Below are 23,630 nucleotides of genomic sequence, written 5' to 3'. Positions count from 1 at the left end.
GAGGGCGGACCGCGCCGGGCGCATGCGGATCGCCGCCCCCCGCGCTAGGCGAGGACGAACACGAACAGCGCGACGCCGGCGGCGAGCGTCAGGAAGAGGACGCTCCGACCGATCCCCGTCCGGATCTCGGTGTCGACGCCCGCGCGAGCCAGCGCCTCCCGCGGGTGCATCCCGGTCCACTCGACGGCCGCGATCGTGCTCATCACCGCGCGGTCGACGGCGGCCCACAGCTCCGTGACGCCCCAGATCGAGCCGCGAGCGAGGTAGAACGCGGCCGGGTACGTCACCGCGTCGATGTCCCGCATGTGGTGAGCGAGCCAGCCGAGCGGTCGCTTCAGCGCGAAGAAGCCGACGAAGCCGGTTACGAGCAGCGCCGCGCTCTCCGTCAGGTGGCTCGTGCTGTACGGGTGGAGCTCGGGCGCGACCTCGGCCGTGAACGGCATCAGCTCGACGAGGTAGCCGTAGGTGAGCGGCGTACCGAAGAAGACGCAGGCGCCGCCGGCCAGCAGCATGCCGGCCGTCTGGAACGGCGTGGCGTCCTTCGGCGACAGCGTCGCCGACCCGTGGAAGAACACGTAGTAGCCGAGCTTGATGAACGACATGAACGTCCCCACGCCGCCGAGGATCAGCAGCCACCAGAGGAGCCCCTCGCCGAACAGCAGCTCGAAGTTGTGGAGCTCGTGGGCGGAGTCGATCACCATTCCCTTCGAGATGAACCCGTTGAACCCCGGAACGGCCGTAATCGAGGCGGCGCCGATCAGGTAGACGACGAACGTGACCGGCATCTCTCGCCAGAGCCCGCCCATGTCTCTGATATCCTCGACGCCGGTCCGGTAGATCACGACGCCGACGGCCATGAACAGCAGGCTCTTGTACAGCACGTTGTTGAACAGGTGGGCGAAGCCGCCGGTGACGGCGAACTCGCCGACGTACGTCGCGAGCCCGAAGCCGGCCAGCATGTAGCCCAGCTGCGCCTGAATGTGGTACGAGAGCAGGCGGCGCGGGTCGTACTGCAGCAGCGCGAAGAACGCGCCGTAGACCGCCATGAACCCGCCGAGGTACGCGAGCCACATCCCGCCCTCGGGGAACGTGCGGTACATCACGTACGCCGCCGTCTTCGTGGTGAACACGGAGAGGAACACCGACGCCGCCACGTGCGGGCGCGGGTAGGTGTCCGGCAGCCACGTGTGCAGGAAGATGAACCCGCAGTTGACGCCGACGCCGATCGCCGCGAGCAGGGTCGCGTTGGCGTGGATCCCGGTCGCCGACGAGAACAGGAAGATCTCGCTGGCCGGCACGCTCCCGAGCATCGACGCGCCGTGGACGACGACGGCGCCGAGCAGGAACGTCCCGCCGATCCCGTGGAACAGGGCGTAGCGGTAGCCGGCCCGCACCGCCGCGCCGCCGTACTGCCACACGAGCAGCGTCGAGGTGACGGCCATCAGCTCCCAGAAGAAGATCAGCGTGAGCCAGTCGCCGGCGTAGATCGTCCCGACCGTCGAGGAGACGTAGATCAGCGCGAACGCCGTCACCCACGTGGGCGCCTCGGTGCCGTACGCGTACAACACCGCCGCGGTCGCGAGGAAGCCGACGACGACGCCCATCAGCAGCGAGAACTGGTCGACGTTGAACCACACCACGTCGAAGCCGAGGAACTGCGTCGCGAGGTGCGTCCCCGTCCCCCCGTCGCCGAGCAGGAGGGCCTGCACGAACGTGAACCCGGTCGCCAGCGCGGCCGCCGCGTGGCCGAGGCGGCGCGGGAGCGCGAGGACGGCGAGCGCAGCGAGCGCGAGCAGCACGTACGGCGGCACCGACGTGAGGATCGGATTCATGGCCGCATCACCTCCTCGGGGAGCCGCGTGTCGACGATGAGCTCAATCAGCTCCAAGAAGCCCATCTCGTAGGGAATCACGCCGAGCAGCACCGCCAGCGCCATCGCGGTGAGGATCGGTCCGAGCATGAACCACGTGGACTCGCGGCCGCGGAGGGCCTCGAGGCCGGAAACGTGCTCCCAGCCGCCCGCGGGCGGTCCGCCGGCGTGGCCGTGGTCGTCGTGAGCGTGGGTTTCCTGGCCGTCGTCCTGATCGTCGCGGGAGTCGTCGTCGCGAGTATCGTCGTCACGGGTGCCGCCGTCGCGGGTATCGTCGTCGCCGTGGCCGGTGCGACCGTCGGCTCCGTCGCCGTCGCCGCTCTCCCCCACGCCGAACGGCACGTCGGCGTCCGAGGGTCGCGCGTCGACCGCGTAGTCGCCGGTGTCAACGCGCTCCGCCGGCTCGGAGAAGTCGCGGTCGCTCGTGTTGAAGTCCGGGCGGACCACGCCCTCTTCGTCGGTCGGGAGGTCGTCCATCTCCGCGTCGGGGATGTCCGAGTCGTCCGGCACCTCGGGGTCGTCGCCGACGGACTCCGCGTCCTCGGCGTCGACCGTCGCGTCGCCCTCGGCGCTCTCGACCACGTCGTCGAGGGTGGCTTCGTCGTCTCCGCCTTCGTCTTCTGGCTGGCCTCCATCGGTGGCCGCGTCGTCAGCTGCGCGGCCCCCGTCTGTCGCCGCGTCGTCAGCTGCGCGGCCCCCGTCTGTCGCCGCGTCGTCAGCTGCGCGCCCACCGTCTGTCGCCGGAAGCGTCGACCGCGACTCCCCGCCCAGCTGGAAGTCGACGAGCGGCTTCGCGTCGTGGGCGTCTTCGGCCTCGAAGAAGGCGGTGTAGATCACCGGCCAGAAGTACGCGATGTTGAGGACGCCGGACAGCAGCAGCGCACCGACGAGGTAGTAGGCGACCGGGGTCAGCTGGGCGCCCATCCGGATCCCGCCGATCAGCATGTAGTACTTGCTGACGAACCCGGCCAGAAGCGGGATGCCCGCCATCCCGAGCGAGGCGACGGTAAACGCCCCCATCGTCAGGGGCATCCGCTTGCCGATCCCCGCCATCTCCGAGATGTAGTCGGTGTGCGTCGAGACGTGGATGTTCCCGGCACAGAAGAACAGGGTGAGCTTCATGAACGCGTGCGCCGGGATGTGCAGGAGCGCTCCGACGAGCCCGTACCAGCCGAACAGCCCGAGCCCGAGGATGATGTAGCTCAGCTGGCTCACCGTCGAGTAGGCGAGCCGCTGTTTCAGGTGGTCCTTCCGCAGCGCGATGATCGAGGCCGCCGTCAGCGTGATCGCGCCGATGGTCGACAGCACGAGCCCGGCCGAGAAGCCGAGCGGGAGCGATAGGTCGAACACGAGCTCCGGGCCGAACACGTCGAGGACGACCCGCGAGACGCCGAACGCCCCGGACTTGACGACCGCGACCGCGTGGAGCAGCCCGGAGACGGGCGTCGGGGCTACCATCGCCTCGGGGAGCCACTGGTGGAGCGGCATGATCCCGGCCTTCACGCCGAACCCGATCGCGAGCAGGAAGAACGCGAGCATCGCGAGCCCGGGGTCGGCGTTGGCCAGCTCCTGGATCCCGCCGGCCGTGAACGAGACGTTGCCGGCGATCAGGTAGACGAGGGCGGTGCCGGCGAGCACGAGCACGCCGCCGCCGAACATCGTGTACGCGAGGTACTTCCGGCCGGCCGCGCGGGCCTCGTCCGTCTCGTCGTGGGCGACGAGCGGGTACGTCGCGATCGAGAGGACCTCGTAGAAGACGAAGATCGTCACGAGGTTGCCCGCGAACGCGATCCCCATCGTCGCCGACAGCGACACCGCGAACGCCGCGAAGTACCGGGTCTGGTTGGTCTCGTCGTTGCCGCGCATGTAGCCGATGCTGTAAAACGACGTGACGATCCACAGCCCGCTCGCGAGGAACGCGAACAGCATCCCCAGCGCGTCCGCGCGCAGCGCGAACTCGATGCCGGGCAGGAACGTCCCGAGCGAGGTCTCGAACACCGCGCCGCCGAGGACGGCCGGCAGCATCGAGGCGACGATCGCGAACTTCGCGACCGCGGCCGCGATCGTCCACCCCTCGCGGACGTTCGGGGAACGGTACGACGCGACGATGAAGAACGACGCGACGAACGAGACGAGAACCGCCAGTAGCGGACGTAGATCGGTGATTGGAGCTTCAGTCATGCGAACACCTCCGTGAGGAACGGATCGAACCACTCGAACAGCGCGTAGCCGGCGAAGCCGAGCCCGACCGTCGCGAACGCCGTGAGGATCAGGATCGCGAGCGACGCCGGTGGCACGCGGTCCGGTACGAACCGCGAGCGCGCCGCCCCCTCGACGGGCGTGAGGGGACCGCCGTCTCCGGTCGTCGATTCGTGGCCGCCGTCGGCCGCGACCTCGGCGGCGTGCCCGTCACCGCGGTCATCGTCGTCGTGTCCGTCGCTGTGGTCGTCGTCGCCGTGACCGCCCGGAACGCCGACGCCGGCGAAGTAGAATCGCTCTATCACCCGCGCGACGTACGACAGCGTGAACAGCGTGCTGATGAAGATCACGACCGCGATCCCGATTCCGGCGGGACCGCCGCCGCCCAGGCTCGACTCGACCGCGCCGACGCCGATGTACCACTTCCCGAGGAAGCCGATCGACGGCGGGATGCCGACGAGTCCGAGCCCGAGTAGGGCGACCGCACCGCCCGTGTACGGCGCGGACCGGGCGGCGCTCGCGAGGTCGTCGAGCTCGCGGGCGCCGTAGCCGAGCGCCAACAGCCCGATTCCGAGGAACAGGCCGAACTTCAGCAGGCCGTGCCCGACGAGGTGAACGATCCCGCCGAGCAGCGCGGTCTCGTTCGCGAGCGCGACCGCGGCGACGATCATGCCGAACTGCGCGACCGACGAGTAGGCGAACATCCGCTTGAGGTCGGACTGCATCGCCGCGAGCGCGGAGCCCGCGAGGATCGACGCGCCGGCGACGATCAGCATGACCGTCGTGATCGCGTCGTTGGCCGCGAGGAAGTCGACGGTGAAGACGGTGTACGACACGCGGATCAGCGCGTACGCGCTCGCGGTCGACACGAGCGCCGCGACGATCGTCGTCACCGCGTCCGGCGCGCGCTGGTACGCGTCCGGCTGCCACGCGTGGATCGGGAAGACGGCGATCTTCAGCCCGAGCCCCGCGACGATCAGCGCGTAGCTCGCGCGGATCAGCGGATCGGCGTAGCTCGCCTGCTCGAGGATCTGCACCTGCATGTCGAGCATGTTCAGCGTCCCCGTTGCGAGGAACGCGTAGCCCACGCCGAGCAGGTACAGCGAGGCGCCGACCGTCCCCACCACGAGGTACTTCAGCGAGGCGTACGCGCTCGCGCCCGACCGGTCCGCCGCGATGAGCGCGTACGTGGAGATCCCGACGATCTCCAGGAAGACGAACATGTTGAACAGGTCGCCCGTGAGCACGAGCCCGGTGAGCCCCCCGACTAAGAGCAGATACCCGCTGTAAAACGAGTTGCCGCGGGGGCCGGCCACCCGCGCGAACGCGAGCGTCGCCAGCGAGACGGCGGCGACCAGGGCGAGCACCGCGACCGACAGCTCGTCGGCGACCAGCTCGATCCCGATCGGCGGCTCGTACGTTCCGAGCGCGTGCGAGAGCGTTCCGCCGCGGGCCACTTCGAGGCCGATCCCCGCCGCGAGCCCGGCGAGGGCGGTCGTCGCGACCGCCGCGACCGACCACCCGGCGTCCTCGTACTTCAGCCCGAGCGCGAGCGGGAGCGTCGCCGCGACCAGCGGGGTGGCGATGGCGATCGGGAGGAGCACGTCACTCATCGGCCTCACCTCCGTCGTTACCGCCGATCGCGGGTCGCTCGGGGAGCGACCCCTCGTCGCGCAGCAGATCTCGGAGCACGTCGGTCCGGAGCGTCCCGTACTCGTCGTAGATACGGATACAGAGCGCGAGCCCCACAGCGGTGAGGCTCACGCCGACGACGATGGCCGTGAGCACGATCACGTGGGGGAGCGGGCTGACGAACGTCTGCGTCTCGGCCGCCCCTTCGGGGACGATCGGCATCGCGCCGCCCTCGACGTACGCCGAGGTGATGAACAGCAGGAATATCGCCGTCTGGAACAGGTTGAGGCCGATAATCTTCTTCACGAGGTTGGGGTTGGCGATCATCATGTACAGTCCGATACACAACAGCAGCGCGAAGGCGACGTACGAGTGTCTCGTCGTCAACACGTCGAACGCCGAGGCGGTCGCGGTCCCGGACGCGAGGACCGAGGCGACGCCGACCGCGGCGTCGAGAGCGCCCGTCATCGGTCACCCCCGGCGTCGGCGGCCCCCGCTTCGGGGGAGCCGTCATCGTCGACCGGTTCGCCCTCGTCGATCGATCCGTCCTCGTCGAGGGAGCCGTTTCCGAACCCGCCGCCGTCGGAGCTGAAGCCGTTCGCGAGCAGGAAGAACAGCCCCATGAGCACGCCGGCCACGATGGGGGCGATCCCGATCACCTCGACCCCCTCCATCCCGTACTTGACGGGGTTGAGGATCGGGATCGGCAGCAGGTCGTACTGGAGGAACGCCCCGCCGAGCGCGACCGGGACGAGTCCGATTCCGGCGAACGCGAGCGCGCCGCCGACCGCGAGCGCGACGACGACGGTGTTCGCGAGCCAGTCGCGCGTCGACTCGATGCCGAACGCGAACGCGATCATGAACACCACGGCGGCCATGATCGCCCCGCCCTGGAACCCGCCGCCCGGAGAGCCGCTCCCGTGGAAGGTGATGAAGAGGCCGAAGGTGAACGCGAACGGCGCGATCACTTTCACGGTCGGCATGATGACCTGGCTCTCCGTGTACGGCGTTCCCTGCCGGTTCTCCGAGTCGAGACGCCCCGACCGGGCGGCGGCGCGGTGCGGCGGGAGGTCGGACTCGGCGTCGGTGGGCGCGTCTGCCCCGCTGTTGGTAGCTGTGTCGGTCATGTCGGTGTCGTCGACGGCGTCGCTCATGCGAACACCTCCCGGTGTAGCACGATCAGCGCCGCGATACCGCCGGCGAAGACGACGACCGCCTCGCCGAAGGTGTCGAACCCACGGAACGCCGCCAGCACCGCCATCACGGTGTTCTCGACGTGGGTCTGCGCGTAGGTTTCGGTGAGGTACCACTGCGTCACGTCCGGATTCGACCAGACCGGCGCGTCCGGCGACCCGATCGCCGGAATATCCCCCATGGTGAGCAGGAGCCCGGCGAACAGGAACCCGGCGGCGCCCGCGGCGGGGAGGTTCACCGACTCGAAGGCGGTCTCGTGGTCGATCCGGGTCGTCTTCGCGAGCGTCAACAGCAGCAGGACGGTCGTCACGCCGGCGGAGATCGCGGCCTCCGTCAGCGCCACGTCGGGCGCGCGGTAGAACGTGTACAGCGCGGCCATCCCGAGGCTGTACGCCCCGAAGACGATGACCGCCGCGAGCACGTCGCGGGCGAACGCGGTCGCGAGCGCCGTGAACACGACGAACGCGAGCAGGCTCGCCTCGATCGCGGTGACCTGTGCGACGACCGGAGAGACGGGGGCGACCGAACCGACCGAGCCGACCGAGCCGGTCACGAGCGGAACCGCGCCCGTCATCGGCGCTCGTCCCCCTCGGTCCACGGCACGGTCCCCTCCTCGAAGGCGGCCCGAGCGATCGCGTGGGCCGCCGTCGGGTTCGTCACGAAGATGAAGAACAGCAGGAGCACGCTCTTGACCCCGGCGGCCTCCCAGCCGATCGTGAGCGCGACCGCGGCCAGCCCGAAGCCGGCGCCGAGCGTGTCCGCCTGCGAGGCGGTGTGCGCTCGCGAGTACACGTCCGGCAGCCGGAGGACGCCCGTCATCGAGACGAACGTGAAGAACAGTCCGAGCAGCGTGAAACCGACGACGAGCGCCACCCGGGCGGTCTCGAGCGCGTCCATCACAGGACACCACCCCGCTCGACGGTGAACTTCGAGATGGCGATCGCCATCAGGAAGTTCAACAGCGCGTACACCAGCGCGATGTCGAGGAACGTCGGCTCGGAGAGCGCGGCGCTCAGAATGGCGAGGATGACGACGGTGTTCGTCCCGAGGACGTTCACCGCGAGCACCCGATCCTGCATCGTCGGCCCCTTCACGGCCCGGTAGAGCATCCCGATCGCGAGCACGGTGAAGCCCGCGGCCGCGAGAAGCAGGAAGTCGCCGACCGTGTAGCCGGCGACGAGCGTGGCGTCGACCACGCTCATTCGTCGGCCACCTCCGCCGCCCCGCGCTTCCCGCGATCAGCGCGTTTCTCGTCGCCGGACGCGACCGCCGAGTCGGCAGCGGCAGACGAGCCCCCGCCGTCGGCCGACGACGTGCCGCCGTCGGCGGCGGCGATCGGTAGTTCCTCCGTCGCGTCCGGCCCCTGCAGAATCGCGCAGTCGTCCCGCTCGCGCGGCGTCGGGAGCCGCGCCGACGACCGGCCGTAGTAGACGAACCGCGTCCAGCGCTCCAGGGAGCCGTCGAAGAGCCCGTCGCGGGAGGCCGGGATGAGCGAGTGGACGTACAGATCGCTGTCGCGGGCGCGAACCGTCAGCGTCCCCGGCGTCAGCGTGATCGAGTTCGCGAGCGTCATCAGCGGAAGCCCGCTGCCGACGATCACGCGCATCCGGTTCATCGTCGGCTCGATCGGGAGCCGCGGGTCCAGGATCACCCGGGCGACTTCGACGTTCGCCTTGACGATCTCGAAGAGGAGGATGGGGACGTATATCAGGCCGCGGAACACCCGCATCGGCGTCCGCGGAATCGCCGGCTCGGCGTCGATGCTGACCCGCGAGAGGGTGATCGACACGATCGCCGCGGTCGCGATGCCGGTGACCCAGTCGAACCAGTAGAACGGGTCGCCGAGCACGAGGTAGAACGCCAGCGAGAAGCCGAACATCGCGACGAACCGCTTCCCGGTCGCCTCGCTCCGGAGCCGCTCGCGCCGGGTCGGGCGCGTCACCGGCGCGGTTTCGACGGAGAGCGAGGTGTTCGACAGCGCGAACTCAAGCGGCTGGAGCAGCGTGGTGTTGCCGACGGGCGTGTACTCGGGGTCGAGAAGCACCGTGTCGGCGCCGTGTTCCTCCGCGTAGGCGGCGAGCACCTGGACGTAGTCGTCCGGCCCGAACAGGTACTCGTCGGCGCCGATGAGATTCGTCGCGATCGTTACCGACGGCCGCTCCCCGTCGAAGTCGTCGAGATCGGAGTTGGCCCACGCCTCGGCGCGTTCGAGGACGCGTTCGGCCGCCGACGCCCGGTCGTCGGCGTCGGGGTCGCCGCTGCGCCACGACGCGATCTCCACGAGGTGAATCGTCGAGAACCCGTTGTCGGCCGCCGCCTCGACCGCGTACGCGACCGTCGCACGGAGGGTCGGGGTCGGTTCGACGGGAACGACGAGCCCCCCGGTCGGTGCAGACGGGGAGTCGGACTCCGGGTCGCCGGAGTCACCTGCCTCACCGCCCGTCGGGTCGCTGCCGGCGTCGGTGTCAGCCACCCACCACACCTCCGACTGAGCCGAGTTTCGCCGTCTCTATGCACATGTGTATCTCTGTCCCGATCCTTTCTCTACCGCCTCAAAACAGTTTGTATCCGCGACGGTTTCGGAATCCCCGCCGGCGGAGCGGTCGCCGCCGCAGATCCGGACGGGGCTACGCCGATCGCCCGAGTTCCGCGGCCAGTCTGTCGGCGATCCGTCCCGCGACGGCGTCCTTCGAGCCGGCGGCCGCCTCGGGGTCGGTCCCGTCCTCGCCGACGAGGAGGACGCGGGTCTCGTCGCCGCCCATCACGCTCGCGTCGTTGGCGACGACGAACGCGAGCCCGACCCGGTCGCGGATCCGCTCCGCCTCCGCGATCATCGCGTCGTCGTCGCCGGAGGTCTCGGCTTTGAAGCCGACGATCGGGAGGTCCGGATACGCCTCCCGGACCGAGTCGATCAGCTTCGGCGTCGGCTCCAACTCGACCGACAGCGGGGAGCCAGATCGGATCTTCTCATCGACCGCGTCGGCGGTGAAGTCGGAGATGGCCGCCGCGGAGATCAGCGCGTCCGCGGTGGCCGCGGTCCGGCGGCACGCGTCCATCATCTCCGCCGCGGTCTCGACCGCGACCACGTCGGCGTAGGGGACCGTCGGGCCGTCCTGCACCAGCGTCACGGTCGCGCCGCGGACGTACAGCGCCCGCGCCACCGCACGACCGGTCTTCCCCGACGCCCGGTTCGTCAGGATCCGGATCGGGTCGATCCGCTCTTTCGTCGCGCCCGCGGTGACGACGACGTGGGTCCCCGCGAGGGACTGCGGGGCCGTCGCCCGGGCGACCTCGGTCACGATCTCCTCCTCGGCGGCGATCTTCGCCTTCCCCTCCTCGATCCGGGGATCGGCGAACCGCACGTCCCACGCTTCCAGCCGGTCGAGCGCCTCCAGCACGCCCGGGTGGTCGTACATCGGCTCGTGCATCGCCGGCGCCATCACCACCGGCACGCCCGCACCGAGCGCGGTCGTCGCGCAGGTGGTGACCGGCGTGTCGTCGACCGCGGCCGCTATCTTCCCCGCGGTGTTCGCCGTCGCCGGCGCGAGCAGGAGCACGTCGGCCCACCCGTCTCGGCCGCACAGCTCGACGTGTTCCACGTCGCCGGTTATCTCGGTGACGACGGGCTCGTCGGTCGCGAAGTCCACCGCCCACGGGTGAACGATGTTCGTCGCCGCCGGGGACATGACGGCGCGGACGCTCGCACCGTGGCGGCGCAGCTCGTGGGCGAGTTCGACGACCTTCACCGCCGCGATGCTCCCCGAGACGCCGAGCGCGACGTTGACCCCCTGTAGCATTACCGAGACGGTTTCCGCCCCGGTGGCTTATAAGATGTCGTTGCGGAACGCCCTCGCGCTCGCCGCGCCGTCGGAGGCGTCGCCGGCTCCACCGACAGGACGCTACTCCGCGATCTCGACGGTGACCTCGTCGCGCTCGACGGCCAGTTTGAACGTCGGCACCGTCCGGTACACCACCTCGACCACGTTCTTGCGCTCGAGGCTCCGGAGCGCGCGCCGCACCTCGTCCACGTCGGGGTCGAGGTCGAACGCCTCGCGGACCGCGTTGAGCACGGCCACGACCGACTGCGAGCGTTCGTCGGGGCCCGCCACGACCTCGAACACCTGCGCCTCCAGCTCGGGGACGCGGATCGTCTCCGGCGCGCCGCCCTTCGCGACCGCGTCCGCCTCGATCCCGGGCTCGACGTCGACGAGGCCGTTCGCCTCGGCGGTCGACCGGATCAGGCTGTCGTCGTCGCGGTAGTAGTACTCCTTCAGGTGGTTCTCGAGGTACTGGTGCACCTCGCTGCCGCTGTCGAGCTCCCACGCGTCCTGCAGCTCGCCGTTCTTCGTCGGCTGGAGGCGGACGACGTCGGCGAGCCGGCTCCGCTCTTCGTCGGTCAGCGCCATACGTGGTCGTTCGCCGGGGCGGGTATGGACGTTCCGGATCGCGGCCCGGACCCGCGGATCGGGAAGTGGGGCCGAAGCGAGGGTCGCAACGGAAAGCCGGCGATCGGTTCGGCCGGTCGTTCCGCGATCGGCGTCAGGACCCGGTCTGCTCGTCCGCTCCGGCGTCGTCCGACCCGCCGAACTCGTCGTCGACGCCCCACCGCCCCGCGATCGAGTGGCCGTGCGCGTCGGCCGTGTCGATCCCGGTGGACTCGTCGGCGGGTTCGTCGGACGCACCGCGACCCGCCGACGGCTCCCCTTCGTTCGCGTCCGTCCCCTCATCTCCCGTCGGGTCGGACCCCGACACGCGGTCGGCGACGAGTTCCGAGAGGGGGTCGACGGTCACGGTCAACCGCGCCACGAAGAAGACGAGCGGGACGAACGACGCGACCAGGAACGCGGCGTCGTAGGTCCACGCGAGCCCGTCGAGCAGGGGGACGACCACGCCGGCGAACCCGCGGTGGGCGACCAACACGGCCGCCAGCACGACGAGCCAGTACCCCATCGCGCCGCCGTTCTCGGCGATTCGCTCGACGTGATCGGCGGCGTCGGTCCGGTGCAGCGCGGTGCGCGTCAGCGAGGCGACCTTCGGCGCGGCGTACACGAGGAGGGAGACCACCGCGGCCGTCACCACCGCGCTGGCGATCGCGGCGAAGGTGACCGGCGTGAGCGGGACCAGACGGTCGACGCCCGGGAGCAGCGTGAACAGGTACAAGACGCCCACCAGCGCGAACGCCGCGATGGCGATCCGACTGGCGGAGCGAACACTGTCGCGATCGAACGCGTCAGTCGTCGATTCGGTTTCGGTCATGGTGCGCTCGGGCGGAGATGCGGGAGGCACATAACCGACCGAGACGCTCAACGCGATTTTACGCGGATTAAGAGTCGCGGCCCGCGAGTTCACCGCCGCCGGCGATCGTCAGTTGGCGTCTTCGACCGCGCTCGCCGCGCGGATCACCGTCTCCTCGTCGAACTTCGGACCGACCAGCTGGAGCCCGACCGGGAGCCCGTCCGCCTCGCCGGCGGGCACCGAGATCGCGGGGAGGTTCGCGAGGTTCACCGGCGTCGTGTTCGCGTCCGCGAGGTACATCCGGAGCGGGTCGTCGAGGCTCTCGCCGAGTTCGAAGGGGAGCACCGGCATCGTCGGCGACGCGATCACGTCCACGTCGGCGAACGCGTCCTCGAAGTCCTGCCGGACCCACGCGCGGGCGTCCTGTGCCTTCTTGTAGTACTTGTCGTGGTACCCCGCAGAGAGCGCGTACGTGCCGAGCAGGATCCGGCGTTTGACCTCCGCGCCGAACCCCTCGTCGCGCGTCTCCGCGAACGACTCGTTCCAGTTGCCGTCCGACTCGGCGCGATGTCCGTACCGGACGCCGTCGAACCGTGCGAGGTTCGAGGACGCCTCCGCCATCGCGATGACGTAGTACGCCTGCACCGCGTGCTCGACCGACGGCAGCGAGATCTCCGTCGTCTCGGCGCCCCGGTCTTCCAGATCCGCGATCGCGTCCTCGACCGTCTCGACGACGCGCTCGTCGGCGCCGTCGAACAGCTCGGTCGGAACCCCGACCGTCAGTCCGTCGACGTCGCCGTCGGCGGCCGCGGCGTAGCTCGGGTCGGGGTCCGCGCCCTCGACTTCGGACAGGTCGCGGGTCGTCCCGTCGTGGGGATCCGGACCGGCGATGGCGTCGAGCGCGGCGGCCGCCTCCTCGACGGTCCCCGCGATCGGCCCGATCTGTTCGAGGGAGTTCGCGTACGCGATGAGGCCGTACCGCGAGACGAGCCCGTAAGTGGGTTTGATCCCGACGACGCCGCAGAACGCGGCCGGACAGCGCACCGACCCGCCGGTGTCCGAGCCGAGCGCCACGTCGGCGTCACCCGCGGCGACCGCGGCCGCCGAGCCGCCAGAGGAGCCTCCGGGGACGCGCTCCGGGTCGGCCGGGTTCCGAGTGGGGCCGAACGCCGAGGTCTCCGTCGTCGTCCCCATCCCGAACTCGTCCATGTTCGCCTTTCCGACGATCGTCGCGCCCGCCTCCGTGAGGCGGTCGACGACCGTCGCGGAGTACGGGGGAACGTAGTCGGCGAGCATCTCGGAGCCGCAGGTCGTCCGGACTCCCGCGGTGGAGATGTTGTCCTTGACCGCGACCGTCGTCCCCGCGAGGGGGCCCTCGGCGTCGGCGTCGCCCTCGATCGTCGCCTCCGTGATGAAGGCGTTGTGGTCGGCCGCCATCTACGACACCTTCGGCCCGACGAAGTAGCCGTCCTCCGTCTCCTCGGCGTTCGACAGCGCCTCCTCCTGGGCGAGCCCGGACTCGACCTCGTCGGGGCGCATCACGTTCACGAGCTCCTCCTCGCGCTCGGTCTCGGGGACCTCGTCGAGGGCCTCGAAGTAGTCGAGAATGTCGCCGAACTGGGCGGCGAACGTCTCGACTTCGTCGTCGGCGAGGCGTACCCGGGCCAGATCGGCGACGTGACGGACTTCGTCGGCGTCGACGGCGGCCGCGTCGGCACCGGCGGACGCGTCGGCGTCGCCCGCCCCGTCCGCATCCGCGGCATCCGTCGACTCGGACGTATCGCTCATACCTCGAGGTGTCCCGGACCGGGAGTAAGGGTTTCGGAACGTCGCATCGGCCGCACTCGGTACAAAAAAGAACGCGGCGTCACTCCGCTTCGTCGGCGCGGACCGTCACCACCGGCGGGTCCGAGAGCCGCACCACCTTCTCCGTGACGCTGCCGAGCAGGTAGCGCTCGACGCCGGTCCGACCGTGGGTCCCCATCACCACGATGTCGATGTCGTTGTCGTCAGCGTACTGCAGGATCGCCGAGTGAGGCGTCCCCATCACGACGGCGGTGGTCACGTCGATCCCGTCGAGCGAGCCGGCCGAGTCCTCGATGAGCTCCTCGGCGTGGGCGGTGACTTCGGCCTCGATCTCGTCCAGGTCGGGTCCGTCCTCGTGCCGACCGATGTACCCCTCGTCGGGCGTTCGGCCGCTCATCGCTTGGCTCTCCTCGTCGAGGAACGCCCCGCTCAGGCCCAACCCCCCCTCGCGGGTGTCGACGACGTGCAACACGTGCACGGTCGCGTCGAACGTCGCCGCGAGCGTCCCCACGTGCGCCGCCGCCGCTTCTGACCCAGCGCTCCCGTCCGTTGGGTATAGTATGTTGTCGTACATGTTATCAGCGGCAGAAGTTTCGGATAGGAGATATAAAAACGCAGCGCAGATTCCCTCTCACGCCGGTTCTGCTTCGGACAGAGAGTCGTCGGCTCCCCGTCGCGGAGAGCGGCCGCCGGCCCGCTGGCCTACAGTAAGTCGTTCGAGACGAGCCGATCAACCGCCTCGCGCAGGCGCTGTTCGCTCGCGGCGTACGAGATCCGGGCGTACCCGGGCGCGTTGAACGCACCGCCGGGGACGCAGGCGACGGACGCCTCTTCGATGGCGGCCTCGCACCACGCCTGATCGTCGTCGTCGACGGGGATCATCATGTAGAAGGCGCCGTCGCCCACGTCGACGTCGACGCCGTGCTCGTCGAACAGGTCGACGAGGAGGTCGCGGCGGTCGCGGAACGCGTCCCGCATCTCCGTGACCGACTCGTCGGTGTTCTCCAGCGCCTCGACGCCCGCGCGCTGGACGAAGTTGACCGCGCACGAGACGGAGTGGGAGTGGAGCTTGCCGGCCTGCCCGACGAACTCGTCGGTCGCGTGGAGGTAGCCGAGCCGCCAGCCGGTCATCGAGTACGCCTTCGAGAAGCCGTTGATCGTCACGGTCCGATCGGCCATCCCCTCGAGGCTCGCGAGCGAGACGTGGTCGGCGTCGTACGTGATCTGCTCGTAGATCTCGTCGGAGATCACGGCGATGTCGTGTTCGACCGCGAGGTCGCGGACGCCCTCCAAGGCGGTCTCCGAGAAGACCGCGCCCGTGGGGTTCGACGGGGAGTTGACGACGAGCAGTTCGGTCTCGTCCGAGACCGTCTCCGCGAGCGCGTCGAGCGCCGGCTCCAGCTGGAACCCGTGCGGCGCCAGATCGACCCGCGAGAGGTCGGCGCCGGCGAGCTTCGCCATCGCCTCGTAGGAGACCCACGCGGGGTCGAGCAGGACGACCTCGTCCCCGTCGTCGATCAGCGTCTGGAACGTCTCGTACAGGGCCTGCTTGCCGCCGGGCGTGACGATCACTTCGTCGGCGTCGGCGTCGACGCCGGTGCCGCGGAGCTTCGCCGCGATCGCCTCCTTGAGCTGCGGGATCCCGTTCGAGGAGGTGTAGCCCGTGTGGCCGGCGTCGAGGGCCGCTTTGCCCGCCTCGACGATGTTCGCCGGCGTGTCGAAGTCGGGCTCGCCGACCGAGAGGTCGACGATGTCGGCGCCCTCGGCTTCCTTCTCCGCAGCGAGGTTCGATATCGCCAGCGTGGCGCTGGGCTCTACGCGTCCGATCCGCTCTGAAAAGTCGTATGCGTCGCTCATTGTGGTGTCCTCCGTGCTGACCGCGCGCCCGTCATTCGAGCTCCTCCACGAGGTCGATCGCGCTGTCCGCCGCGTCTGCGCCCTTGTCGATGCGCTCGCGCGCCTCCGCGCCGGACATTCCCGGACCGCTCACGCCGAACGTGACGGGGGTGTCACGGTCGAGGCTCACCTGCGTGAGCTTCTCGGCGGTCGCGCTCGCGATCACGTGGTCGTGGTCGGTGTCGCCGGTGACGATGGCGCCGATCACCGCGACGGCGTCGACGTCGTCTCGGCGTGCGAGGCGGTCGGCGGCCAGCGGGCTGTCGTACGCTCCCGGCACGCTCAGTTCGTCGACGACGACGGCGTCGCGGTCGGCGGCCGCCTCCCGGGCGGCCTCGGCCATCGGCTCCGTGACGGAGTCGTTGAACCGCGCCACCACCAGTCCCAGCGAGACCATACGCTCGCTCGCACCGGCGGCGGCAAAGGTCTACCGTTCCGGAGGAGGGTTGCCGGGCGAACGCGATCGGGTCGCGGACGATGCGCTGCTATGTTCTTATAAATCCTCGGTCGCGGTGGCGCGCGCCTCCGAGCGGCCAACGGCCGCGAGGAGCGCGTGCGAGGGAGTCGGTCGTCCGAAGCAACGCGGAGGGCGACCGACGAGGCTGGGGAGGCGTGAGGCTGCGGTTACAGTGTGTAGGGAGGGACTCAAAGGGGCAGTCGCGAGGGCGAAGCTCGGCGACGCAAGCACTGGAAGGAGCGAGCACCGCGAGCGACTGAAGCGCGCAGCGAGCCGCACGAGTCCTCGCGGCTGGGGCTTTGGCGGTGTTCGCGGTGTCAATGGTTTTGTACAGCCGAGCGGCTGGGCTTTGGCGGTGTTCACCGCGGCGCTGCCGTCAACCACTTAAAAACGAGCGGCTGGAGATTTCGAGGAGTTCACTGACGAACGCTCGACGGTCGCGGATAAACAGTCGTTCGAGCCTTCGAGCTCGGAACCGTCTTACTTCGCGACCTTCGCCTCGAACTTCTCGCGCACCTTCTCCATCTTCGGCTTCGCGTGGAAGGTGCAGTAGGCGTCGTCGGGGTTCTTCGCGAAGTAGTCCTGGTGGTGCTCCTCGGCGCGGTAGAACGTCTCCAGCCGCTCGAGCTCCGTCACCACGTCGTCGTCGTACTCCTCGTCGAGCGCGTCGATGTACGCCTCGGCGACCGCGCGCTGGTCCTCGTCGTGATAGAGGACGATCGAGCGGTACTGGGAGCCAACGTCGGGCCCCTGCCGGTTGAGCTGGGTCGGATCGTGGATCTCGAAGAACGCTTCGAGCACCTCGTCGTAGGCGATCACGTCGGGGTCGAACTCGACCTGCACGACCTCGGCGTGACCGGTGTTCCCGGAGCAGACCTGCTTGTACGTCGGGTCGTCGACGTGGCCCCCGGCGTAGCCGGACGTGACCGACTCGACGCCGGCGAGCTGTTCGAGCGCCGCCTCGACACACCAGAAGCAGCCGCCGCCGAGCGTCGCGGTTTCGAGCTGATCGGACATACTGGGAGCAAGGGCTCGGAGACGTATTAATGGCCCGCGCCACCGCGACCGGGGTGCGACCGTCTCCGCACACTCAGTTTTTAAGCGGCTGAGCGCCGACCCGACCGTATGCGCGAACTCGCGGACCTGACCGAGGAGTTGGTCGCCATACCGTCCCACGAGGACGAGACCGCCGCCGGCGACGCGATCGAGGCGTGGCTGCGCGACGAGACCGACGCGCGGATCGAGCGCGACGACGCGGGCAACGTGCTCGCGTACAAAGGCGCGACGGACGACCCCGACGCCGACACCCTCGCGCTCGTCGGCCATCACGACGTGGTGCCGCCGGCGGACCGCCAGACGACCGGCGAAGGCAACGCGGGCGACTACGTCGTCGAGCGCCGCGAGGGGCGGATCTACGGCCGCGGCGCGGCGGACATGAAGGGCGCGGTCGCGGCCTGTCTGCTCGCGTTCCGGGAGGCCGAACCGCCGGCCGGCCGCGAGCTCGCGGTCGCCTCGTTCGTCGGCGAGGAGGTCGGCGGGACCGGCGCGCGCCACGCGATCGAGGAGGGGTTCGCCCCCGACTACGCGGTCGTGGCCGAGGGGTCGACGGAGTACTCGAAGCCGGGCGTCACCGACATCGCCGTCGCGCACAAGGGCCGGCGCGCCTCGACGCTCGTCGCGAGCGGCGTCGCGGCGCACGCCTCCGAGCCCGAGGCCGGCGAGAACGCGATCTACCGCGCGAGCGACGCGATCGACGAGGTGCGAGGGCTCGCCGCGCCGTCGGCGACCGTCTTCGGCGAGCGCGTCACCGGATCGCTCGCGGTGACGATGGTCCACGGCGGCGAGACGTGGAACGTGATCCCCGAGCGCTGCGAGGTGACGATCGACGAGCGCACGGTCCCCGGCGATCGCGCCGACCTCGCTCGCGCCGCCGAGGCGGTCGACGGCGTCGACTGGGAGATCGATCAGGACCTGCCGCCGATGGCCTGCGGCGACGACACGTTCGCGGACGCCGCGCTCGCGGCCGCCAGCGAGGTGCACGACGAACTGGGGCTCGACGCGCCCGAACACGTCGTCAAACCCCACGCCACCGACGCGGGCTGGCTGGCCGAGGCCGGCACCGACTGCGTCGTCTGTGGAGCCTCCGAGCCGGGCGAGGCGCACACCGAGTCGGAGAGCGTCGCGGTCGACGTGCTGGAGCGCTGCTACCGGATCTACGAGACCCTCGGCGAGCGGGCGTTCTGACCCGGCCGCGACGCGGTGCGCCGCGCGACGCTCGATCCCACCGAGCGACGCGGTATGGAAGGGGTTTTATGCGCCCCGGGGGAAGTGTGCGCCACTATGGGAGACAAGTCGAAGGCTCAAAAGAAGCGTCTGGCGAAGGCGGAACGCCAGAACACCCGCGTCCCCGCGTGGGTCATGATGAAGACCGACATGAACGTGACGCGAAACCCCAAGCGGCGCAACTGGCGCCGGAACGACCTGGACGAGTAAATGTCGACGAGTGATTTCGAGGAGCGCGTCGTCACCGTCCCGCTCCGCGACGCCAACGACAAGCCGGTCCAGGAACGCGCCGACTTCGCGATGAAGATCGTCCGCGAACACCTCGCGCAGCACTTCTCCGTCGACGAGGAGGAGGTCGTCCTCGACACCTCGGTCAACGAGGTCGTCTGGGCGAACGGGCGCCAGAACCCGCCGAGCAAGGTCCGCGTCCGCGCGGCCCGGTTCGTCGAGGACGGCGAGCCCGTCGTCGAAGCCGAGCACGCCGAGTAACGTGTTACGGGCGACTTTCACCGGCTCGTCGTACGTGGGCGTGTTCGCCCGCGCGATCGACGACCTCCTGTTGGTCCGGCCGGACGTCGACGAGGACCTCGCCGACGCGCTCGGCGAGGAACTGGGCGCCGATCCCCTCCTCACGACCGTCGGTGGCGCCAACACCGTCGGCTCCCTCGCGACGGGCAACGAGAACGGCGTGCTCGTCTCCGCGAGGGCGACCGAACGGGAGCAGTCGCGAATCGCCGAGGCCGCCGACCGCGAGGTCGGGGAGCTCCCCGGTGAGATCAACGCGGCCGGGAACGTCGTCCTCGCGAACGACTACGGCGCCTACGTCCACCCGGACCTGCCGCGCGAGTCGATCGTGACGATCAGAGAGACCCTCGACGTCCCCGTGGTCCGCGGCGACCTCGGCGACGTGCGAACGGTCGGCACCGCCGCGGTCGCTAACAACACCGGCGTGCTCTGTCACCCCCAATCGACCGAATCGGAGCTGCAGGCCGTCGAGGAGGCGCTCGACGTCCGCGCCGACCTCGGAACGATCAACTACGGCGCGCCGCTCGTCGGCTCCGGGCTCGTCGCCACCGACGACGGATATGTCGTCGGCGAGGAGACGACCGGTCCCGAACTGGGCCGGATCGAGGAGACGCTCGGCTTCATCGACTGAGGCCGGCACGCCCTTCACACTCAGCCGCTCCGACCGCGCCTTTTCCGGCGGTTCTGTCCCTCGTTTCAACGCGCCGCAGAGTGGCGGGTGTCTGTCCGTACTGGGTGTCCGCTATCGAATGTCGGTTCCCGACGAGAGATCGATTCCCGACGGTGGCCGCCGGCGAGACGACTCCGGGCCCCCGGTTCCGGCAGGCCGATCGCGCTCTGCGGCCGTGCGTCACAGGGAGACGGATGCTGCCAGTCGGTGGTGTCGAATTTCGGACTACGTGGGCCGCTGTGTGGCGCTCAGGTTGGTTCGGCCGTGCGCGTTCGCGTCTCGCTTTTTAGGAAGATACTTCCCTGTCCCTGCCGGATCGGTGAACATGAGTACCTACACGGTGAGTGGACGGTTCCAGAGTCGAGACGGCTTCCAGCCGTTCACCAAGGACGTCGAGGCGGAGAACGAGGACCTCGCCCGCGAGCGCATCTACACGACGGTCGGGAGCCAGCACAGCCGGAAGCGCACCCAGATCGAGATCGAGGAGGTGTCCGCGGCATGATGGGCGGCGGGCAACAGCAGCTCCAGCAGCTCTCCCAGGAGCTGCAGGCGCTCGACGAGGAGATCGAGGCGCTCGAAGCCGAGATCGCCGACTACCGCGAGGAGCAGTCCGACATCGACGACGCGGTCGAGGCGATCGAGACCCTCGACTCGGGCTCGACGGTGCAGGTTCCGCTCGGCGGCGGCGCCTACGTCCGCGCCGAGGTTCAGGACATCGACGAGATCATCGTCTCGCTCGGCGGCAACTACTCGGCCGAGCAGAGCGAGGAGGACGCCATCGACGTGCTCCGACGGAAGCAGGAGGCGCTCAACGACCGCATCGAAGAGACGGAGGAGGAGGTCGACGAGCTCGAAGACGAGAGCGACGAGCTCGAACAGCAGGCCCAGCAGATGCAACAGCAGATGCAGCAACAGCAGATGCAGCAGATGCAGCAGGGCCAGGGCGACGAGGAGTAACGACCGACCGTGTTTGACGGACTGAAAGACAAGCTCTCCGGGTTCCGGGAGGACGTCGAGGAGAACGCCGAGGTCGAGGAGCCCGCAGAGCGGGACGAGGCAGCGGCGGACGAGAGCGCAGCCCCCGAGGATTCCGGGGGCGAGCAGCCCGCGGCGAGCGAAACCGCCCCCGCTGGATCGCCGGCCGAGGACGCCGCCGCTGACGACGAGGACGGCGACAACGAGCCGAGCACCTTCCAGCGGGCGAAGGCGTTCGCGACCGGTCGGATCATCATCGAAGAGGAGGACCTAGAGCAGCCGCTGTGGGACCTGGAGATGGCCCTCCTGGAGAGCGACGTGGAGATGAGCGTCGCCGAGCGCATCCTGGACACCGTTCGAGAGAAGATGCTCGGCGAGTCGCGCAAACAGGTCGAGACGACCGGCGAGCTCGTCGAATCGGCGCTTCACGACGCCCTCCTCGACGTGATCGCCGTCGGGCAGTTCGACTTCGAAGAGCGGATCGCCGAGGCGGACAAACCCGTCACGATCGTCTTCACCGGCGTCAACGGCGTCGGGAAGACGACGAGCATCGCGAAGCTCTCTGAATGGCTCGCCGACCGCGGCTACTCGTCCGTGATGGCGAACGGCGACACGTACCGCGCGGGCGCCAACGAGCAGATACAGGAGCACGCCGACCGGCTCGATCGGGAGCTCATCTCCCACGATCAGGGCGGCGACCCCGCGGCGGTGATCTACGACGGCGTCGAGTACGCCGAGGCGAACGACATCGACGTGGTCCTCGGCGACACCGCGGGCCGGCTCCACACGAGCGACGACCTGATGGCCCAGCTGGAGAAGATCGACCGCGTCGTCGACCCGGACATGACGCTGTTCGTCGACGAGGCGGTCGCGGGGCAGGACGCCGTGAACCGCGCGAAGGAGTTCAACGACGCCGCCGAGATCGACGGCGCGATCCTCACGAAGGCCGACGCCGACTCCTCCGGCGGCGCCGCCATCTCCGTCGCGTACGTCACGGGGAAGCCGATCCTCTTCCTGGGGACCGGGCAGGGGTACGACGACCTCACCCTGTTCGAGCCCGAGGAGCTCGTCGAGAGCCTCCTCGGCGAGGACTGATTCGGCGAGAGCCGGACCAGGCGACCGCTCTTCTTCCGCCGTCGGCTCTTATCCCTCCCCGACCATCCGGTCCTCCTCGTCCCACTCGCGCTCGCGCAGCTCGTACTTCTGGATCTTCCCGGTCGCCGTCGTCGGTAGCTCGGCGACGAACTCCACCTCGCCGGGCGTCTTGTAGTCGGCGACGCGATCGCGGACGAACGCGGTGAGCTCTTCGGGCGTCGCGCCCGGGTCGTCGGGATCGCCGCTCTCGGGGACGACGAACGCCTTCGGGGTCTCGCCCCACCGCTCGTCGGGGGCGGGGATGACGGCAACGTCGGAGACGACATCGTGCTCGAAGAGGGTGTCCTCCAACTCGATCGAGGAGATGTTCTCGCCCCCGGAGATGATGATGTCCTTTTTGCGATCCTGGATCGAGACGAAGCCGTCCTCGTCGACGACGGCCAGATCTCCCATGTGGTAATACCCCTCCAGTCGCTCGGAGAACGCCGACTCGGTGGCCTCGGGCTTGTTCCAGTAGCGGTCCATCACCTGGTTGCCGCGGACGACGATCTCGCCGATCGTCTCTCCGTCGGCGGCCACGTCCTCGCCGTCCTCGTCGACCACGCGCACGTCCGTGCCGAGGTAGCCGATCCCCTGCGTCTTCTTGATCGCGAACCGGTCGTCGGAGTCGGCGTCGTAGTGTCGCTTGGCGTCCGATGTCGTCACGAGCGGCCCCGTCTCGGTCGCGCCGTACACGTGTTTGAGCCCCCAGCCGAACTCCTCTTCGACGGTGCGGATCGTCGTCTCCGGCGGCGCCGCGCCCGCGGTGGCGACCCGCACGTCGTTGTTGCCGGTCGTCGCGCCGCCGTGCTCGGCGTAGTGGTCGCCGAGCATGTTGAGGACGGTCGGCGCCGCACAGAAGTACGACACGTCCTCGGTGCGGATCCGGTCGAACGTCTCGGCGACGTCGACGCCGCGGGTGCAGATGTGGCGGGCGCCCATCCCCGTGATCGCGTAGATGTGCCCCCAGCCGTTGACGTGGAACATCGGCAGCGTCCAGAGGTACACGTCGTCGTCGGTGATCTCCTGATGGATCGTGATCAGGTAGGCGTGCAGCGTCTCGGAGCGGTGGGTGCGACAGACCCCCTTCGGATCGCCGGTGGTCCCGGAGGTGTAGTTGATCGTGATCACGTCGTCTTCGTCCATCTCCGGGCGCTCGTAGGCATCGGGGTCCGCGTCGTCGAGCACCTCGTCGAACGACTCCCAGTCGCCTTCGACCGCGTCGGCGTCGTTCGTGAGGAACGTCTCGGTCGGCACCTCGTCGCGGACCGCTTCGACGTTCGCGGCGTACTCGGCGTCCGCGTAGATGGCGTCGACGCCGGCATCGGAGAGCATGTACGAGAAGTCGCCTGGCGTGAGTCGGTAGTTCAGCGGAGTGTGGATCGCGCCGGTCTGCATCGCGCCGTAAGCGGCCTCCAGGTGGTAGTGGGTGTTCGGGTCCAACACCGCGACGCGGTCACCCTTCTCGATCCCGCGCTCCTGCAGGGCAGCGGAGAACCGATCCGCGCGCTCGCCCAACTCGGCGTAGGTGTATCGCGTTCCGTCCACGGCGAGGACAGCCTCCTCGTCGGCGTAGTGGCGCCGCGCCCGGTCTAGGAAGTCCGTCGTCAGTAGCGGTTTTCGCATCAATTTATAACTATCTATGATTCATAATAGCGTTTGTGGCCGAAGCAAGACGGACGCCGCGATCGGTTCGGCTCGAGGAGGCCCGTTCGGAGCCGGCTCGACCGCGACCCCCGTCGCGTCCGCCCCGG

26 protein-coding genes are annotated in these 23,630 nt (G+C 69.4%); 7 read left to right on the top strand and 19 right to left on the bottom strand.

Features of this window, described 5'->3' with window-relative positions:
• Positions 1-44: 44 nt before the first annotated feature.
• From ACT4MF_RS01090 to msrA, 18 genes are all read right to left on the bottom strand, one after another.
• The gene (locus tag ACT4MF_RS01090; protein WP_099255000.1) at positions 45-1,832 is read right to left on the bottom strand and encodes a Na(+)/H(+) antiporter subunit D; all 1,788 of its coding nucleotides are present in this window, start codon (positions 1,830-1,832) and stop codon (positions 45-47) included.
• Positions 1,829-4,051: a cation:proton antiporter gene (locus ACT4MF_RS01085; RefSeq protein WP_444681476.1), complete on the bottom strand. Its 2,223-nt coding sequence runs from the start codon at positions 4,049-4,051 to the stop codon at positions 1,829-1,831. The genes ACT4MF_RS01090 and ACT4MF_RS01085 overlap by 4 nt, the downstream gene beginning before the upstream one ends.
• Positions 4,048-5,682 carry a proton-conducting transporter transmembrane domain-containing protein gene (locus tag ACT4MF_RS01080; protein ID WP_444681475.1) on the bottom strand — a complete coding sequence of 545 codons (1,635 nt, stop codon included), beginning with the start codon at positions 5,680-5,682 and terminating at the stop codon, positions 4,048-4,050. The genes ACT4MF_RS01085 and ACT4MF_RS01080 overlap by 4 nt, the downstream gene beginning before the upstream one ends.
• Complete coding sequence (locus ACT4MF_RS01075) at positions 5,675-6,169, bottom strand: cation:proton antiporter subunit C (RefSeq protein WP_180271744.1); 495 nt, start codon at positions 6,167-6,169, stop codon at positions 5,675-5,677. Before ACT4MF_RS01075 ends, ACT4MF_RS01080 begins: the two co-directional genes overlap by 8 nt.
• Complete coding sequence (locus ACT4MF_RS01070) at positions 6,166-6,855, bottom strand: MnhB domain-containing protein (RefSeq protein WP_099254997.1); 690 nt, start codon at positions 6,853-6,855, stop codon at positions 6,166-6,168. Before ACT4MF_RS01070 ends, ACT4MF_RS01075 begins: the two co-directional genes overlap by 4 nt.
• Positions 6,852-7,448 carry a DUF4040 domain-containing protein gene (locus tag ACT4MF_RS01065; protein WP_180271746.1) on the bottom strand — a complete coding sequence of 199 codons (597 nt, stop codon included), beginning with the start codon at positions 7,446-7,448 and terminating at the stop codon, positions 6,852-6,854. The genes ACT4MF_RS01070 and ACT4MF_RS01065 overlap by 4 nt, the downstream gene beginning before the upstream one ends.
• Before the next feature lie 17 nt (positions 7,449-7,465).
• Positions 7,466-7,792: a monovalent cation/H(+) antiporter subunit G gene (mnhG, locus tag ACT4MF_RS01060; protein WP_099254995.1), complete on the bottom strand. Its 327-nt coding sequence runs from the start codon at positions 7,790-7,792 to the stop codon at positions 7,466-7,468.
• Positions 7,792-8,097 (bottom strand): cation:proton antiporter, encoded by a 306-nt coding sequence (locus tag ACT4MF_RS01055; RefSeq protein WP_099254994.1) that lies wholly within the window; start codon positions 8,095-8,097, stop codon positions 7,792-7,794. The genes mnhG and ACT4MF_RS01055 overlap by 1 nt, the downstream gene beginning before the upstream one ends.
• Complete coding sequence (locus ACT4MF_RS01050; RefSeq protein WP_444681474.1) at positions 8,094-9,368, bottom strand: monovalent cation/H+ antiporter subunit E; 1,275 nt, start codon at positions 9,366-9,368, stop codon at positions 8,094-8,096. The genes ACT4MF_RS01055 and ACT4MF_RS01050 overlap by 4 nt, the downstream gene beginning before the upstream one ends.
• 154 nt (positions 9,369-9,522) lie before the next feature.
• Positions 9,523-10,692, bottom strand: a complete 1,170-nt coding sequence (gene coaBC, locus ACT4MF_RS01045) for a bifunctional phosphopantothenoylcysteine decarboxylase/phosphopantothenate--cysteine ligase CoaBC (protein WP_444681473.1) — start codon at positions 10,690-10,692, stop codon at positions 9,523-9,525.
• A gap of 102 nt (positions 10,693-10,794) precedes the next feature.
• Complete coding sequence (locus ACT4MF_RS01040) at positions 10,795-11,301, bottom strand: DUF5797 family protein (protein ID WP_444681472.1); 507 nt, start codon at positions 11,299-11,301, stop codon at positions 10,795-10,797.
• A gap of 133 nt (positions 11,302-11,434) precedes the next feature.
• Positions 11,435-12,151, bottom strand: coding sequence for a hypothetical protein (locus tag ACT4MF_RS01035; RefSeq protein WP_444681471.1), 717 nt, complete (start codon positions 12,149-12,151; stop codon positions 11,435-11,437).
• Between the two features lie 108 nt (positions 12,152-12,259).
• Positions 12,260-13,567, bottom strand: coding sequence for an Asp-tRNA(Asn)/Glu-tRNA(Gln) amidotransferase subunit GatA (gene gatA, locus ACT4MF_RS01030; protein ID WP_099254989.1), 1,308 nt, complete (start codon positions 13,565-13,567; stop codon positions 12,260-12,262).
• Complete coding sequence (gatC, locus tag ACT4MF_RS01025; protein WP_099254988.1) at positions 13,568-13,918, bottom strand: Asp-tRNA(Asn)/Glu-tRNA(Gln) amidotransferase subunit GatC; 351 nt, start codon at positions 13,916-13,918, stop codon at positions 13,568-13,570.
• A gap of 79 nt (positions 13,919-13,997) precedes the next feature.
• On the bottom strand, positions 13,998-14,510 hold the full coding sequence (locus ACT4MF_RS01020) for a universal stress protein (RefSeq protein ID WP_099254987.1): 513 nt from the start codon (positions 14,508-14,510) through the stop codon (positions 13,998-14,000).
• Positions 14,511-14,638: 128 nt separating this feature from the next.
• Complete coding sequence (locus ACT4MF_RS01015; RefSeq protein WP_099254986.1) at positions 14,639-15,793, bottom strand: pyridoxal phosphate-dependent aminotransferase; 1,155 nt, start codon at positions 15,791-15,793, stop codon at positions 14,639-14,641.
• Positions 15,794-15,824: 31 nt separating this feature from the next.
• Positions 15,825-16,229, bottom strand: a complete 405-nt coding sequence (gene ribH / locus ACT4MF_RS01010; RefSeq protein WP_099254985.1) for a 6,7-dimethyl-8-ribityllumazine synthase — start codon at positions 16,227-16,229, stop codon at positions 15,825-15,827.
• A gap of 540 nt (positions 16,230-16,769) precedes the next feature.
• Positions 16,770-17,306, bottom strand: coding sequence for a peptide-methionine (S)-S-oxide reductase MsrA (msrA, locus tag ACT4MF_RS01005; RefSeq protein WP_099254983.1), 537 nt, complete (start codon positions 17,304-17,306; stop codon positions 16,770-16,772).
• A 108-nt stretch (positions 17,307-17,414) separates the two neighbouring features.
• On the opposite strand from msrA, the gene ACT4MF_RS01000 reads away from it, so the two are divergent.
• The 7 genes from ACT4MF_RS01000 (at position 17,415) to ftsY (ending at position 21,837) form a co-directional block, all read left to right on the top strand.
• Positions 17,415-18,533, top strand: coding sequence for a M20 family metallopeptidase (locus tag ACT4MF_RS01000; protein WP_099254982.1), 1,119 nt, complete (start codon positions 17,415-17,417; stop codon positions 18,531-18,533).
• Positions 18,534-18,629: 96 nt separating this feature from the next.
• The gene (locus ACT4MF_RS00995) at positions 18,630-18,782 is read left to right on the top strand and encodes a 50S ribosomal protein L39e (protein ID WP_004050128.1); all 153 of its coding nucleotides are present in this window, start codon (positions 18,630-18,632) and stop codon (positions 18,780-18,782) included.
• Positions 18,783-19,061 carry a 50S ribosomal protein L31e gene (locus ACT4MF_RS00990; RefSeq protein ID WP_099254981.1) on the top strand — a complete coding sequence of 93 codons (279 nt, stop codon included), beginning with the start codon at positions 18,783-18,785 and terminating at the stop codon, positions 19,059-19,061. It abuts the gene before it with no gap.
• A gap of 1 nt (position 19,062) precedes the next feature.
• A complete protein-coding gene (locus ACT4MF_RS00985; RefSeq protein WP_099254980.1) occupies positions 19,063-19,728 on the top strand; it encodes a translation initiation factor IF-6 in 666 nt (221 codons plus the stop codon).
• Between the two features lie 364 nt (positions 19,729-20,092).
• Entirely contained in the window at positions 20,093-20,269 is a 177-nt protein-coding gene (gene rpl18a, locus ACT4MF_RS00980) for a 50S ribosomal protein L18Ae (protein ID WP_004050131.1), read from the top strand.
• The gene (pfdA, locus tag ACT4MF_RS00975; protein WP_099254979.1) at positions 20,269-20,724 is read left to right on the top strand and encodes a prefoldin subunit alpha; all 456 of its coding nucleotides are present in this window, start codon (positions 20,269-20,271) and stop codon (positions 20,722-20,724) included. Before rpl18a ends, pfdA begins: the two co-directional genes overlap by 1 nt.
• Before the next feature lie 9 nt (positions 20,725-20,733).
• Positions 20,734-21,837: a signal recognition particle-docking protein FtsY gene (gene ftsY, locus ACT4MF_RS00970; RefSeq protein WP_099254978.1), complete on the top strand. Its 1,104-nt coding sequence runs from the start codon at positions 20,734-20,736 to the stop codon at positions 21,835-21,837.
• Positions 21,838-21,885: 48 nt separating this feature from the next.
• On the opposite strand, the gene ACT4MF_RS00965 is transcribed toward ftsY, so the two are convergent.
• On the bottom strand, positions 21,886-23,502 hold the full coding sequence (locus ACT4MF_RS00965) for a long-chain-fatty-acid--CoA ligase (RefSeq protein ID WP_099254977.1): 1,617 nt from the start codon (positions 23,500-23,502) through the stop codon (positions 21,886-21,888).
• Positions 23,503-23,630 lie beyond the last annotated feature (128 nt).

Origin of the sequence: Halorubrum sp. FL23 (genome assembly GCF_052439115.2) — an archaeon.
GTDB lineage: Archaea > Halobacteriota > Halobacteria > Halobacteriales > Haloferacaceae > Halorubrum > Halorubrum persicum.
Note: the sequence above shows the minus strand (reverse complement) of the source record. Positions and strands in the feature narration are given on the sequence as shown.

Bases quoted from the DNA above. Each gene is read 5' to 3' on its own strand.
- gatC (WP_099254988.1), bottom strand. From the start codon at position 13,918: ATGAGCGATACGTCCGAGTCGACGGATGCCGCGGATGCGGACGGGGCG.
- ACT4MF_RS01015 (WP_099254986.1), bottom strand. From the start codon at position 15,793: ATGAGCGACGCATACGACTTTTCAGAGCGGATCGGACGCGTAGAGCCC.
- ACT4MF_RS01090 (WP_099255000.1), bottom strand. From the start codon at position 1,832: ATGAATCCGATCCTCACGTCGGTGCCGCCGTACGTGCTGCTCGCGCTC.
- ACT4MF_RS01040 (WP_444681472.1), bottom strand. From the start codon at position 11,301: ATGGCGCTGACCGACGAAGAGCGGAGCCGGCTCGCCGACGTCGTCCGC.
- mnhG (WP_099254995.1), bottom strand. From the start codon at position 7,792: ATGGACGCGCTCGAGACCGCCCGGGTGGCGCTCGTCGTCGGTTTCACG.
- ACT4MF_RS01085 (WP_444681476.1), bottom strand. From the start codon at position 4,051: ATGACTGAAGCTCCAATCACCGATCTACGTCCGCTACTGGCGGTTCTC.
- ACT4MF_RS01000 (WP_099254982.1), top strand. From the start codon at position 17,415: ATGCGCGAACTCGCGGACCTGACCGAGGAGTTGGTCGCCATACCGTCC.
- coaBC (WP_444681473.1), bottom strand. From the start codon at position 10,692: ATGCTACAGGGGGTCAACGTCGCGCTCGGCGTCTCGGGGAGCATCGCG.
- rpl18a (WP_004050131.1), top strand. From the start codon at position 20,093: ATGAGTACCTACACGGTGAGTGGACGGTTCCAGAGTCGAGACGGCTTC.
- ACT4MF_RS00990 (WP_099254981.1), top strand. From the start codon at position 18,783: ATGTCGACGAGTGATTTCGAGGAGCGCGTCGTCACCGTCCCGCTCCGC.
- ribH (WP_099254985.1), bottom strand. From the start codon at position 16,229: ATGGTCTCGCTGGGACTGGTGGTGGCGCGGTTCAACGACTCCGTCACG.
- ACT4MF_RS01055 (WP_099254994.1), bottom strand. From the start codon at position 8,097: ATGAGCGTGGTCGACGCCACGCTCGTCGCCGGCTACACGGTCGGCGAC.
- ACT4MF_RS01075 (WP_180271744.1), bottom strand. From the start codon at position 6,169: ATGACGGGCGCTCTCGACGCCGCGGTCGGCGTCGCCTCGGTCCTCGCG.
- ACT4MF_RS01080 (WP_444681475.1), bottom strand. From the start codon at position 5,682: ATGAGTGACGTGCTCCTCCCGATCGCCATCGCCACCCCGCTGGTCGCG.
- pfdA (WP_099254979.1), top strand. From the start codon at position 20,269: ATGGGCGGCGGGCAACAGCAGCTCCAGCAGCTCTCCCAGGAGCTGCAG.
- ACT4MF_RS00965 (WP_099254977.1), bottom strand. From the start codon at position 23,502: ATGCGAAAACCGCTACTGACGACGGACTTCCTAGACCGGGCGCGGCGC.
- msrA (WP_099254983.1), bottom strand. From the start codon at position 17,306: ATGTCCGATCAGCTCGAAACCGCGACGCTCGGCGGCGGCTGCTTCTGG.
- ACT4MF_RS01020 (WP_099254987.1), bottom strand. From the start codon at position 14,510: ATGTACGACAACATACTATACCCAACGGACGGGAGCGCTGGGTCAGAA.
- ACT4MF_RS01070 (WP_099254997.1), bottom strand. From the start codon at position 6,855: ATGAGCGACGCCGTCGACGACACCGACATGACCGACACAGCTACCAAC.
- gatA (WP_099254989.1), bottom strand. From the start codon at position 13,567: ATGGCGGCCGACCACAACGCCTTCATCACGGAGGCGACGATCGAGGGC.
- ACT4MF_RS00995 (WP_004050128.1), top strand. From the start codon at position 18,630: ATGGGAGACAAGTCGAAGGCTCAAAAGAAGCGTCTGGCGAAGGCGGAA.
- ACT4MF_RS01035 (WP_444681471.1), bottom strand. From the start codon at position 12,151: ATGACCGAAACCGAATCGACGACTGACGCGTTCGATCGCGACAGTGTT.